14 protein-coding genes are annotated in these 11992 nt (G+C 71.0%); 3 read left to right on the forward strand and 11 right to left on the reverse strand.

Translation table 11 applies throughout. The features are described 5' to 3' along the window. Positions 1-4: 4 nt before the first annotated feature. From ACIRG5_RS19700 to ACIRG5_RS19720, 5 genes are read right to left on the reverse strand one after another with little or no spacing between them, the layout of a single operon-like run. Positions 5-313 (reverse strand): hypothetical protein, encoded by a 309-nt coding sequence (locus tag ACIRG5_RS19700; protein WP_402906453.1) that lies wholly within the window; start codon positions 311-313, stop codon positions 5-7. Beyond that, on the reverse strand, positions 310-1485 hold the full coding sequence (locus ACIRG5_RS19705; protein ID WP_402906455.1) for a cation:proton antiporter: 1176 nt from the start codon (positions 1483-1485) through the stop codon (positions 310-312). Before ACIRG5_RS19705 ends, ACIRG5_RS19700 begins: the two co-directional genes overlap by 4 nt. 4 nt (positions 1486-1489) lie before the next feature. Beyond that, the gene (locus ACIRG5_RS19710; RefSeq protein WP_402906457.1) at positions 1490-1963 is read right to left on the reverse strand and encodes a cation:proton antiporter regulatory subunit; all 474 of its coding nucleotides are present in this window, start codon (positions 1961-1963) and stop codon (positions 1490-1492) included. A gap of 8 nt (positions 1964-1971) precedes the next feature. Then, complete coding sequence (locus ACIRG5_RS19715; RefSeq protein ID WP_402906459.1) at positions 1972-2619, reverse strand: response regulator; 648 nt, start codon at positions 2617-2619, stop codon at positions 1972-1974. Beyond that, complete coding sequence (locus ACIRG5_RS19720) at positions 2616-3599, reverse strand: HAMP domain-containing sensor histidine kinase (protein ID WP_402906461.1); 984 nt, start codon at positions 3597-3599, stop codon at positions 2616-2618. Before ACIRG5_RS19720 ends, ACIRG5_RS19715 begins: the two co-directional genes overlap by 4 nt. 377 nt (positions 3600-3976) lie before the next feature. On the opposite strand from ACIRG5_RS19720, the gene ACIRG5_RS19725 reads away from it, so the two are divergent. Beyond that, positions 3977-4123, forward strand: coding sequence for a hypothetical protein (locus ACIRG5_RS19725; RefSeq protein ID WP_402906463.1), 147 nt, complete (start codon positions 3977-3979; stop codon positions 4121-4123). Here ACIRG5_RS19725 and ACIRG5_RS19730 read toward each other — a convergent pair. Continuing rightward, the gene (locus ACIRG5_RS19730) at positions 4101-4754 is read right to left on the reverse strand and encodes a winged helix-turn-helix transcriptional regulator (protein WP_402906465.1); all 654 of its coding nucleotides are present in this window, start codon (positions 4752-4754) and stop codon (positions 4101-4103) included. The genes ACIRG5_RS19725 and ACIRG5_RS19730 overlap by 23 nt on opposite strands. 121 nt (positions 4755-4875) lie before the next feature. On the opposite strand from ACIRG5_RS19730, the gene ACIRG5_RS19735 reads away from it, so the two are divergent. Continuing rightward, a complete protein-coding gene (locus ACIRG5_RS19735; protein WP_402906467.1) occupies positions 4876-6093 on the forward strand; it encodes an MFS transporter in 1218 nt (405 codons plus the stop codon). Here the strand turns inward: ACIRG5_RS19735 and ACIRG5_RS19740 are convergent. After that, on the reverse strand, positions 6080-6667 hold the full coding sequence (locus ACIRG5_RS19740) for a helix-turn-helix domain-containing protein (protein WP_402906469.1): 588 nt from the start codon (positions 6665-6667) through the stop codon (positions 6080-6082). The two genes, ACIRG5_RS19735 and ACIRG5_RS19740, sit on opposite strands and share 14 nt — an antisense overlap. A 67-nt stretch (positions 6668-6734) precedes the next feature. On the opposite strand from ACIRG5_RS19740, the gene ACIRG5_RS19745 reads away from it, so the two are divergent. After that, the gene (locus tag ACIRG5_RS19745) at positions 6735-7688 is read left to right on the forward strand and encodes an alpha/beta fold hydrolase (protein ID WP_402906471.1); all 954 of its coding nucleotides are present in this window, start codon (positions 6735-6737) and stop codon (positions 7686-7688) included. On the opposite strand, the gene ACIRG5_RS19750 is transcribed toward ACIRG5_RS19745, so the two are convergent. Genes ACIRG5_RS19750 through ACIRG5_RS19765 form a run of 4 tightly spaced genes read right to left on the reverse strand, consistent with a single transcriptional unit; the run spans position 7678 to position 11984 of the window. Next, a complete protein-coding gene (locus tag ACIRG5_RS19750) occupies positions 7678-9150 on the reverse strand; it encodes an amidase (RefSeq protein WP_402906473.1) in 1473 nt (490 codons plus the stop codon). The genes ACIRG5_RS19745 and ACIRG5_RS19750 overlap by 11 nt on opposite strands. A 4-nt stretch (positions 9151-9154) precedes the next feature. After that, a complete protein-coding gene (locus ACIRG5_RS19755; RefSeq protein WP_402906475.1) occupies positions 9155-10021 on the reverse strand; it encodes an alpha/beta fold hydrolase in 867 nt (288 codons plus the stop codon). After that, entirely contained in the window at positions 10018-11412 is a 1395-nt protein-coding gene (locus ACIRG5_RS19760; RefSeq protein ID WP_402906477.1) for an amidase, read from the reverse strand. The genes ACIRG5_RS19755 and ACIRG5_RS19760 overlap by 4 nt, the downstream gene beginning before the upstream one ends. Then, positions 11409-11984 carry a TetR/AcrR family transcriptional regulator gene (locus ACIRG5_RS19765; protein WP_402906479.1) on the reverse strand — a complete coding sequence of 192 codons (576 nt, stop codon included), beginning with the start codon at positions 11982-11984 and terminating at the stop codon, positions 11409-11411. Before ACIRG5_RS19765 ends, ACIRG5_RS19760 begins: the two co-directional genes overlap by 4 nt. Between the last annotated feature and the right edge of the window lie 8 nt (positions 11985-11992).

Genomic DNA, 11992 nt, shown 5'->3' on the forward strand with positions numbered 1-11992 from the left:
ATCCTCAGGAGTCAGGGGTACGGAGAGCCGGGAGCACCGCACAAGGCGGCGCCCGGCTCGACCACTGACCTGAGGTCGTCGCCTCGACGCTCTGAGCGCGAGCAACGATCACCTGTGACCGGGCCCGCGGCGGGCACGGGCCGGTCGTCGCCCCGAGCAGCGCCCAGCAGGCGTCCGGGGACGCCGTCGTCTGCACGCGGACCGCCGAGACCGGCGCGTTCAGCCCCGAACCCGGCTGGTCGGACGCGACCTCACGCGTGCTCGTGCCGACGAATGCCAGCAGCAGGGCCAGCAGGAGCGCCGGCCACCTCACTGAGCCGCTGCCCGCCTGCGGAGGAAGAACTCGCCGACCGGTTCCACGTACCGCGCCGCGATCGGCCCGATGATCGCCATCAGCAGCACGTACGCGGTGGCGAGCGCGGCGAGCTGATCGCTCACGTGGCCGGACGCGACGGCCAGACCGGCGATGACGATCGAGAACTCGCCGCGTGCCACGAGAGCGGCTCCGGTGCGGGCGCGGCCCATCGGTCCGATGCCCTGCCGGCGGGCGGCCCACCAGCCCGTCGCGACCTTCGTCACCGTGGTGATCACCGCCAGCAGCACCGCCATGCCCAGCACCGGCGGGATCGTGCGCGGGTCGGTGTTGAGGCCGAACACGACGAAGAACATCGCCGCGAACAGGTCCCGCAACGGTTCCAGCAGGCGGGTGGCGTTCTCGGCGGTGGAGCCGGAGATCGCGATGCCCAGCAGGAACGCGCCGACCGCGGCGGACACCTGCAGTTCCGAGGCGATGCCCGCGACGAGCAGCGCGGAACCGAGGAGCTTGAGCAGGAACACCTCGTGGTCCGGACTGTCCACAATGGCCGAGATGAACCGGCCGTACTTCAACGCCACCACCAGGACCACGGTGATCGCGAGCAGCGAGATGCCGACCGAGGTGAGGCCGCCGACGAAGCTGACGCCCGCGAGCACGGCGGTGAGCACCGGCAGGTACACGGCCATCGCCAGGTCCTCGAACACCAGCACCGAGAGGATCACCGGCGTCTCGCGGTTGCCGAGGCGGCCGAGGTCGCCGAGGACCTTGGCGATGATGCCGGACGACGAGATGTAGGTGACGCCCGCCATCGCGAGCGCCCCGACCGGGCCCCAGCCGAGCATCAGCGCGACGATCGCGCCGGGGGCGGCGTTGAGCAGGATGTCGAGGAGGCCCGCCATCCACGACTTCTTCAGGCCGGTGGTGAGCTCGGAGGCGGAGTACTCCAGGCCCAGTAACAACAACAGCAGCACCACGCCGATCTCGCTGGCGAGGTGCGTGAACTCCTCGATGCCGTGCAACGGGATCAGCCCGCCGGACCCGAACGCGAGACCGCCGACGAGGTAGAGCGGGATCGGCGAGATGCCGAATCTCCAGGCGACGCGGCCGAGCAGGCCCAGTCCGAAGAAGACCGCACCCAGTTGGATCAGGGCGATCGTGGTGTCGTGCACTGGCTCAGCCGCCCGTCAGGATGTCCGCGGCGGTGTCGAGACCGTCCGCGGTGCCGACGACGACCGCGAGATCGCCGTTCTCGAACAAGAAGTCGGGGCCCGGCGACGGATGCGCGTTGCCCGCCCGCACCACGGCCACGATCGACGCACCGGTGCGGGTGCGCAGCGCGGTGTCGCCGAGAGTGCGGGACGAGAACGCCGTGACCGGCAGCTGACGGGTCGTGATCCCGGTGATGTCGGCGTGCTGCCTGGCGAGCTTCGAGACGAGCTGCGGCGCCCCGAGCAGACCGGCGAGCGTGCCCGCCTCCTCCGGCGTCAGCGGGAGCGAGGCGGCGGTCGTGTCCGGGTCGTCCTGTTTGGACATGATGAGCTCGAACTTGCCGTCGCGGTAGGAGATCACGCCGATCCGGCGGCCGGAGCGGATGGAGAAGTCCTGCCTGACCCCTATGCCGGGCAGGGGCGTCACTTCGACGTTCACTCGAGTTCCTAGGGTTCGATGAGCCCGGCGCGGATCGCGTACCGGGTGAGTTCGAGGCGGTCCCTGAGCCCGAGTTTCTGCAGCAGGTTGGCCCGGTGCCGCTCGACGGTCTTGACGCTGATCACGAGCATGTCCGCGATCTCCTTGGAGGAGTGGCCCTCCGCGACCAGCTTGAGGATCTCCTCCTCGCGATCGGTGATCGCCTTGGCCGGGAAGCCGTTGCCCTCCTTGGCGCGGTCCAGGTAGTTGCGGATCAGCGAGTTCACCGCGCCGGGGTAGAGGAACGGCTCGCCGCGCATCGCGGAACGGCACGCCTCGACCAGGTCGCGGTCGGCGACGGACTTGAGCACGTACCCCGAGGCGCCCGCCTTGAGCGCCTCGAAGAAGTACTGCTCGTTGTCGTACATCGTGAGGATCAGAATCCGCAGGTCCGGCAGGAGTCTCGACAGCTCGCGGGCTGCCTGGAGGCCGGTCAGGCGCGGCATGGCGATGTCGAGGATCGCGAGGTCCGGCTGCTCCCCGCGGGCCATGCTGATCGCCTCGGCGCCGTCGCCCGCCTCGCCGACGACCTCGAGGTCCGGTTCGCTGTCCAGGATCAGCCGGACGCCGCGGCGGACGAGCGCGTGGTCGTCCGCGAGCAGGATGCGCACGGTCATTCGCTCTCCCCCTTCGCCTTGACGACCAGCCTGACCTCGGTGCCGTTCGTCGTCGATCCGACCGCGAGTTCGGCGCCGACCAGCAGCGCGCGTTCCCGCATGCCCCGGATTCCGGCTCCTTCCTGACTGCCGCCGATCCCCCGGCCGTCGTCGCGCAGCCGAAGCTCCACTTCGGACGGACGGGCGGTCAGGCTCAGTTCGATCTCCTGGGCGTCCGCGTGGCGCACGGTGTTGGTGAGGCCTTCCTGCGCGACGCGGTACACGACCAGCTCGGTCTCGGCGTCCAGCGCGGGCAGGTTCTTGTCGAACGACCGCCGGATCGTGAGTCCCGCCGGTTCGCCGATCTCCCGCGTGAGGGCCTTGAGCGCGCTGACCAGCCCCAGTTCCTCCAGCACGCCCGGTCGCAGCCGGCGGGCGATGCGGCGGATCTCGTCGAGCGTGCTGCGCGTGGTCTCCTGCACCTGCAGCAACTCCTCGCGGGTCTCCCGCGGCGACTGGTCCGCCACCCGCTTGAGGTTGAGCAGCACCGCCGTCAGCGACTGCCCGACCTCGTCGTGCAGCTCCTGCGCCACCCGGCGGCGTTCGGACTCCTGCGCGGACAGGGCGATCGCCGAGCTGTACCCGCGCTCGGCCTCCAGCCGGTCGATCATGGTGTTGAAGGTGGTGATCAGCTCGGCGATCTCGCCGTGCCCCGTCGCCCGCAGCCGAGGCCCGGGCTTGAGCAGGTCGATCGTGGTCATCGCGCGGGTGAGCCGGCCCAGCGGCGCGAGCCCCACCCGGATCAGCACGGCGTTCGCGATCAGCATCACGACCAGCCCCGCCGCCAGCACCACCACCTCGCGCAACGGCGCCGGCGTCGACACCGTGGCGGGCCCGAACACCAGCAGGGCGGCCGCCGTCACCAGGACCAGGGCGTTGAGCAGGAAGATCCGCCCGAACAACGACACGCGCGCCGCCTCTCCGTGATCACTTCCCGCCACGCCTGCGAGGCTGACTGGCGAGGGCGCCACCTGTCCATCCGTGGCAACACCCATGTTCGCGGGGCGGTGACAGGTGCGCCGGTCGGAGAGGTGGGGGCGGGGCTGGGGTGGGGACGGTCACGCCGGGTGAGGTGACGCGGGCCGCACCCGGCGGGGATCGCGACCGGTGCGGCCGGGGTGGTGAAGGCCGCGCCGGACCCGTGGTCGGGGTGGTGAGGGCCGCGCCGGACCCGTGGTCGGGGTGGCGACACCCACGCCCGGCGCCGACCGTCCGCCCAGGCCGGTGCCAGGGTGAGTGCCGTGACGGATCGCCAAGCCCCAGGTCACTGACGCATCGTGGAACGCGACGCCCTCAACCCCCAGCTGGGAGGCGCCCGATGACCACTCGCCAGAAGACCTGGCCGCTCCACCTCGTCGCACTCGCACTGATCGCCGCAGGACTGCTCGTGCCGCACGCGTTGCTCGTCGCCGCCGGACTCCTCCTGGCGGGTTCGGTCGCGCTCAGGCCGCCAGCGGAACGGTGAACACCCGCAGGAACGTGTCGAGCAGCTCGCGGTCACCCCGCAGCTCCACCAGGCCGTCCCGCATCGCCGCGATGATCACCCGGTAGGCCGCGAGCTGGTCGTCGGCGAGCTGGGGAACCATGACCAGGCCGGGCTCGACCGGGGCCGGGCCGAGGCCGGTCACCAGTTCGCCGTCGGTGATGACCGCGTGCACCACGGCGCCGCGGACGTGGATCTCCCAGGACGCGGTCAGGCCGGCCGCCTTCGCGGGCTGGAACGCGGTGCGGAGGCTCAGCACCGCGCCTTCCGGCGTGACGACGTCGCCCGGCTGCGGGTCGCCGAGCTGGGTCGCGCCCCAGCGCGCCAGGGACAGCAGTGCCGGCTCCAGGGACCTGCCGACCTCGGTGAGCGCGTAGACGACGCCTCGCGCGGGTGCCGGGGCGACCTGACGCTCCACGATGCCCGCCTGTTCGAGCTCCTTGAGGCGGGTGGCCAGCACGTTCGTCGGGATGCCCGACAGACCCGTCTGCAGCTCCGAGTAGCGACGCGGCCGGACGATCAGGTTGCGCACGATGAGCAGCGCCCACCGCTCGCCCACCAGTTCCAGCGCGCGGGCGAGGCCGCAGTACTGGCCGAAATCACGTCGCTTCACGCACTCACCGTAGCAAGCTTGCGCCATCGCAGCCAACTGCATGTTTCAAAGCGCACTTGCAAAAAGCAAGCGATCGCGTTTACTGTCGTCCGCACTACTCCCCGAACCAGAAGGAAGTGCGATGACCGCACTGCTCGATCGCACGGACACGGCCTCGCGCCGGCCGTTCCTGTCACGCGGCGTGGGCTTCGCGGGCATCTCGGCCGCGATGGTCGCGATCCTGGTGGCAGCCGGGGCGCCGACCCCGTTGCTGCCGGTCTACCAGCACCAATGGGGGTTCGCGCCGTGGGTGCTGACCCTCGCGTTCGGCGTCTACGCGTTCTCACTGCTCGTCGCGATCCTGGTGATCGGGTCGCTGTCGGACCACGTGGGACGGCGGCCGCTCATGATCGCCGCACTGGGCATCGACCTCGTCGCGATGCTGATGTTCCTGGTCGCGCCGAGCATCGGCTGGGTCATCGCCGCACGGGTCGTGCAGGGTGTCGCGACGGGAGCCGCTTCCAGCGCTCTCAGTGCGGCCGTCGTCGAACTCGCACCGGAGCGGTTCAAGAAGCTGGGCGCCCAGATGACCAGCATGGCGCCGCTCGGCGGGCTGGCGATCGGCGCGCTCTTCGCGGGTGTGCTGGCCGAGTTCTCCTCGAACGCGACGTTCGCGGTGTGGTTCGTGCTCGCGTTGGTGATGGCGGCCGGGACGATCTTCGCGGTGTTCACGCCGGAGACCGCGACCCGCAAGCCGGGCGCCGTCGCGTCGCTCAACCCCCGCATTTCATTGCCCGTGCAGGTCCGCAGGCTCTACTGGACCTCGGTTCCCGGCATCGTCGGCGGGTTCATGACGATGACGGCGTTCATGGGACTGGTGCCCGCGTTGCTGGTCGCGGTGTTCGCCGTGAAGAGCCCGATCGTCGGCTCGCTGCTGGCTTTCGTCGCACTCGGAGCGTCCACAGTGGCCTCCGCGTTCAGCAGCGGGGTGAAGGCTCCGAGGCTGCGGCTCGGCGGCACGATCGCAATGGTCGCCGGCGCCGTCCTGTTCATCGGCAGCATCGGAGCCGTCTCGCTGCCTCTGCTCTGGGCGGCCGCGGTCGTGGGCGGCGGCGGGATCGGCGCCTCGTTCGCCGGCACCACCCGCGGGCTCGTGCCCGAGGTCGCGCCGCACGAGCGGGCCGGTCTGTTCACCGCGATCTTCTTCGTCGGCTACCTCGCGATGGGCAGTTCGGCGATCATCGCGGGACTGCTCGTCGGTGTCGTCGGCGCGGCGCCCATGGCGGTCGGCTACGGGGTCGTCGTCGCGATCGTGACGCTGGTCAGCGTGGTCGCGATGGTGCGACTCAACCGGACGTGATCTTGTCGGCGTGGACGTGCGTGCGCACCCCCTGGGGATCGAACAGGATGAGCAGTTCGACCGCGCCGCCGTCCGCGCTGCCCAGCCAGTGCGGCTTCGAGGTGTCGAACTCGGCGGCCTCACCCGGCGGCAACGTCAGGTCGAGGTCGTCGAGCACCAGCCGCAACCGTCCGTTCAGGACGTAGAGCCACTCGAACCCGTCGTGCGTCTGCAAAGTGGGGTCGAGGGGCTGCGGGACGGCCGGGATGAGCATCTTGAACGACTGCACCCCGCCCGGCCGCCGCGACAACGGCACGAACGTCATGCCGTACTTGTGGATCGGCTTGAGGTGGATGCGCGGGTCACCGGTGCGCGGGGCGCCGACGAGGTCGTCCAGCGGCACGTCGTAGGTGCGCGACAGCGGGAGCAGCAGTTCCAGGGTCGCCCGCCGCTGCCCGCTCTCCAGCCGCGACAGGGTGCTCTCCGAGATGCCGGTGGTCGTCGCGAGGTCGGCGAGGGTGATGCCGCGGTGCCGGCGCAGCGTCCGCAGCCGTGCGCCCACCCCGTCGAGAACGTCTTCGGTTTCGCGGTTCACGACCGGCATCTTGCCACCATGGCAAGTTTTGGTGCCAGCTCTGGCAACCTCAGCCCAGGCTGGGCCCATGAAACGGCTCCTCCTCGCACTTCTGCTCCTGATCACGGCCTGCTCGGCGCCTCCGGAGATCCAGCCGCACGCTCAGGTCACCCAGAACGACCCGGCCTTCCAGAAGACGTTCCGGCACGAGTTCACCGACGTCGACGGCGTCAAGATCCACTACGTCACGGGCGGCAGCGGCACCCCGGTCGTGCTGATCCACGGCTGGCCCCAGACCTGGTACGGCTGGTGGCCGATCATGCCCGCGCTCGCCGAACGCCACACCGTCTACGCGCTCGACCTGCCCGGCCTCGGCGACAGCACCGGCACGCCGAAGGGCTACGACAAGGCCACGCTCGCGCGGTACGTCCACGCGCTGACCAGCAAGCTCGGTCTCAAGAACGCCTCCATCGTCGGCCACGACCTCGGCGCCGCCGTCGCGTTCCAGTACGCCAGCCAGTTCCCAGGGGACACCGCCCGCCTCGGCTACCTCGACCTGCCTCTACCGGGCCCGGCGATCGACGCGCGCACGTACCGGAGCCTGAGCTGGCACATCGCGTTCCACTCGCAGCGGCAGGTTCCCGAGGCGGTCGTCCAGAACGACGTCCGCGACTACCTCAAGCTCTTCTACCCGCAGGTCGCCTACCAGGGCAGCGCTTTCGGTGGCACGTCGACGAAGTCCCCGTTCGCGGACGACGAGATCGACGAGTACGCGCGGACCTACGGCAAGACGTTGTCCAACGGCTTCGAGCTGTATCGCGCGCTGGACCAGGACGTCCGCGACACCGAAGCCGCCCGGCCGGCCCAGGCCCCGACCCTGGTCCTGGCCGCGGAAGGCCAGGCGCAGGCGATCGCGGGCACGGCCGCACCGCGGATGACGAACATCGTGCGGGCGCTGGACGTTCCGCGCGCCGGCCACTGGCTGGTCGAGGAGAATCCTCAGTTCGTCACCACGGAACTGCTGCGGTTCCTCAGTTCATGACCGGGAAGCGGTCGGCCCACGGCAGCGCCTCTTCCAGCTGCGCCGCGAGCTTGATCAGCATCGACTCCCCCGCGAGCGGCGCGACGAACTGGACGCCGAGCGGCAGCCCGTCCGCCGTCCAGTGCAGCGGCAACGACAGCGCGGGCCGCCCGGTGATGTTCGCGAGTTGCGTGTACGGCACCCACCCGAGGTTGTCGGAGATCATGTCGTCGACGATCTTCGTGTGCTTGAGGAACCGGGCAGTGCCGGTCTTGAGCAGCACGTCCGTGGCCCGTTGCAACGACACCGGCAGGTCGAACTGGCCGACCTTGGGCGGCGGGGTCGCCAGGGTGGGTGTCAGCAGGAGGTCGTAGGACTCGAAGTACGTGCTCAGGCGGCGGGTGTGCTCGTGCCGCCGCTGCACGGCGTCCACGTAGTCGACGCTGCTCGTGGCCCGTCCCAGCGCGGCCATGAGCAGCGTGTCGCGTTCGAACGCGCTGTCCGGCGCCCCGGTCAGGCGTTTCGCGTCGGCGACCTTCCAGGCGAGGTTCACGAACCACGTCAGCAGGAAGTCCTTCGCGAGCGCGGCGTCGTCGAACGGCGCCTGCGGCAGTTCCTCGACGTGGTGACCGAGCTCGGTGAGCACCTGGACGGCGGACGCGACGGCCGCGTACGCCTCGGGGTGCGGGTCCGGGTTGATCGCCGACGGCACCCGGACGCCGATCCGCAGCCTGCCCGGCGCCTGGCCGACGCAGGAGGCGAACGACTCGGCGGGCAACGCCGGCGAGTACGGCCCGGCGAGCTCACCGCCGCAGATGACGTCGAGCATCGCAGCTGTGTCGCGAACCGTCCGCGACACCACGCCCTGCACCGCCGCGCCGTGCATCATCTCGGCGGTCTCCGGGCCGAACGGCGTGAGCCCGCGTCCCGGCTTCAGCCCGACGAGGCCGCAGCACGCCGCCGGGATCCGGGTCGAGCCGCCACCGTCGTTCGCGCCCGCGCACGGCACGATCCCGGCGGCGACCGCGGCGGCCGAGCCACCCGACGACCCGCCGGGAGTCCTCTCCAGATCCCACGGGTTGCGCGCGGGACCCCAGACCGTCGACTCGCTGATCGCCTTCGCGCCGAACTCAGGCAGGTTGGTCTTGCCGAAGATCACCAGACCGGCGTCGATCCAGCGCTGGACGACGGTCGAGTGCTCGGCGACCTCGTGCCCCTTGAGCGAGAGCGATCCGTTCGACGTGGGCAGGCCCGCGTGGTCCTGACCGAGGTCCTTGATCAGGAACGGCACCCCGGCGAATGGGCCGGTGAGGTCGTCCGAGGGTGCGGCGGGGACGTCCCGCACGATCGCGTTGAGCCGCGGGTTCACCTCGGCGGCGCGCTCCCGTGCCGCCGCGAGGAGTTCTGCCGCGGAGACCTGCCTGTCCGCGACGAGCCGGGCCAGCCCGGTGGCGTCGTACTTCCGGTACTCGTCGAATTCCACGCGCTCAAGGTAGCTGCTCGGCCACGCCGAAGATGGTGTCGCGCACGACCGCGGGAGATTCCTGCGGGATGAGGTGCCCCGCCTCCTCGGCGACGATCATCTTGCCGCGCGGGGCGGCGTCCATCAGGTCGGCCGCGAGCTGGTTGAACACCGGGCGCCACTTCGCCATCCCCCGCTCGACCAGCCCCGCCTGCAGGCAGACCGTCGGCACGTCCGGCGTGCCCGCGGCCTGCACCCGGCGCAGGACCGGCAGGGCCGACCCGATCTGCGCCGCCTCCCGGCTGCCCGCCCTCATCGCCCGCGCGGTCGCGTGGTCGCGCGTCATGACCTCCACGTCGGCCGCGGAGATCTCCGGTGAGACGCCGTTGCGGAACGCCTGCCGCTTGATCAGCCCCTTGCCGCCCAGGCGCGCCACGACCGCCATCGCGCTGAAGAACCTCGTCGCGATCCTGGCGTTCCGAGTGGACATGATCTCGGCGAGGGTCGCGTCCACGAACACCATCCCGGCCACGCGACGCGGGTGCCGGTCGGCGAACACCCGGATGATCGGGCCGCCCCAGCTGTGCCCGACGAGCACCACCGGTTCGGTCTCGCCCAGCGCGTCGAGCAACGCGGTCAGGTCGTCCACGATCCGTTCGAGCGTGCGGTCGTGCGGGTCGACGTCGCTGCCGCCGTAGCCCGCGCGGTCGTAGGAGAGAGTGCGGTGGCGGGCGCTCACCTCGCGCTGGGTGTGGATCCAGGACGAGCCGGGCGCGCTCATCCCGGCCTCGAAGACGATCAACGGCCCTGGGCCCTGTCCCGCCGTGACGGCGCGGAGGGCCCGGCCGTCCGGCAGGGTGACGATCTTCTCCAGCATCGCGGGGCCTTTCACTCGTGCCAGCTCGGCGGGTGGAGTTCGTCCCACAGCGACGCGCTCTCCAGCTGTGCGGCGAGGGCGAGCAGTTCGGAGTCGCGGCGGTTGCGGCCCACGAGGTGCACGCCGTGCGGCAGTCCGTCGGCGTCCACATGCGACGGGAGCGAGATCGCGGGCACTCCGGCGAGGTTGGCCCACGGCGTGTGGCAGGACCACTTCAGCATCAGGTCGGCCTCATCGCCGGTGTAGTGGCCGATCGGCACCGGCGGGCCGTTGGTCGTGGGCGTCAGCACGACGTCGTAGTCGTCGACCGCGGCCAGGAACGTGCTGGCGTAGCGGGCAAGGAGTGCCTGTGACATGACGATGTCGTTGGCGGACAACGTGTCGTTGACGGCGAGCAGGTGCCGGGCGTACGGCCTCAGCAGACGAGTTCGGTCCGGCGGCACCATCAGCTGGGTCACCGCACCCACCTGGTAGGCGAACCAGGCCAGGATCGCGCGGCTCACGGGCTCGTCCCAGCGGGCGGGCAGCGGGATCTCGCGGACGTCGTGGCCGAGTTCTTCGAGCATGCTGGCCGTGCGCCGCACGGCGAGTTCCGCCTGCGGGTCGGCGTCCTCGCTCGTGCCGGTGTCCGTCCACATCGCGATTTTGAGGCGACGCTGGAGCCTGAGGGCCGTGAAGCTGCCCTCGTTGCGCCATCCGTAGAGGTCGCCGGGCGCTGGTGAGGCCATGACGTCCAGCAGCAGTGCGGCATCCTCGACGGTGCGCGCCATCGGTCCCTCGGTGCTCGCGACGAGGAACGAGGTGGCGGGCGCCGGGCTCACCAGGCCGCGGCTCGGCTTCATCCCGACGAGGTGACAGGTCGCCGCGGGCGTGCGGATCGAGCCGGCGCCGTCGCTGGCGTGCGCCACCGGCAACAGTCCCGCCGCGACCGCCGTGGCCGCGCCGCCGCTGGATCCGCTCGAGTACCGCGTTGGCGCGTAAGGGGTCACGGCCGGGCGCGGCGTGACGTCGTTCTCCGTGTAGCAGGTCGCGCCGAACTCCGACGTGTTCGTCTTGCCCAGTACGACCGCGCCCGCCTGCCGCAGCAACCCGACCGTCCAGGAGTCCTCCTGCGGCACGAACTCGGCCAGTGCCGCCGACCCGAACGTCGTGCGGAGACCGGCCGTCGCCGCGAGATCCTTGATGCCCAAGGGCAATCCGAGCAGCGCCGCCCGGTCCCCCGCGGCCAGCCGCTCATCCGCTTTCGCGGCTTGGTCGAGCGCACTCTCGTCGACGGTCACGAACGCGCCGAGGTCGGCGTGCCGCTCGATGCGCCCCAGGTAGTGCGCGGTCAGTTCGCGGGAGCTGATCTCCTTGGCGCGCAGTGCTTTCAGCTGCTGCGCTGCCGTGAGTTCGTGCAGGCTCATGGCTTCACCGAGGTTCCGGTGAGCAGGCGGTGCACCGACTCCGTCACCACGTCGAGTTCCTCGGGCGTCATCGGCTCGCCGCCGAACATCCGCCGGTGCATCAGCGGGCCTTCGAGCAGGTTGCCGACGAACGGCAGTTCCGGCACCTCGGCGATCTCACCGCGCCGCACTGCCCGCGCGATCGCGTCGACCAGCGGCTGCGACCGGCGCCCGACCAGCGCCCGGAACGTCCGCTCGGCCTCGGCGTCCCCACGCAGGTCCGCCAGGAACCCGACCAGGCCGTCGTTCCACGGCTCGTTCCAGGCCCCGGCCAGGTCCCGCGCGAACGCCCTGAGGTCCCCGTGCAGCGTGCCGGTGTCGGGATCCGGCACCGGCGGCAGGGAGGCGTCGAGCACGTCCGCCACCAGCCGCACCTTGCTGCGCCAGCGCCGGTAGACGTCGGTCCTGTGCGCCCCCGACTGCGCCGCGACCTGCGTCAACGTCAGCGCGTCGTAGCCGTTCGAGGTCAGCAGCGACCACGCCGTCGCCAGCAACCGCTGTTCGAGCTCGGGATCCCGCGGACGCCCCGCCACCGGCAGCC

The organism is Lentzea sp. NPDC102401, assembly GCF_044765805.1.
Taxonomy (GTDB): domain Bacteria; phylum Actinomycetota; class Actinomycetes; order Mycobacteriales; family Pseudonocardiaceae; genus Lentzea; species Lentzea sokolovensis.

Bases quoted from the DNA above. Each gene is read 5' to 3' on its own strand.
- ACIRG5_RS19715 (WP_402906459.1), bottom strand. From the start codon at position 2,619: ATGACCGTGCGCATCCTGCTCGCGGACGACCACGCGCTCGTCCGCCGC.
- ACIRG5_RS19725 (WP_402906463.1), top strand. From the start codon at position 3,977: ATGACCACTCGCCAGAAGACCTGGCCGCTCCACCTCGTCGCACTCGCA.
- ACIRG5_RS19735 (WP_402906467.1), top strand. From the start codon at position 4,876: ATGACCGCACTGCTCGATCGCACGGACACGGCCTCGCGCCGGCCGTTC.
- ACIRG5_RS19745 (WP_402906471.1), top strand. From the start codon at position 6,735: ATGAAACGGCTCCTCCTCGCACTTCTGCTCCTGATCACGGCCTGCTCG.
- ACIRG5_RS19760 (WP_402906477.1), bottom strand. From the start codon at position 11,412: ATGAGCCTGCACGAACTCACGGCAGCGCAGCAGCTGAAAGCACTGCGC.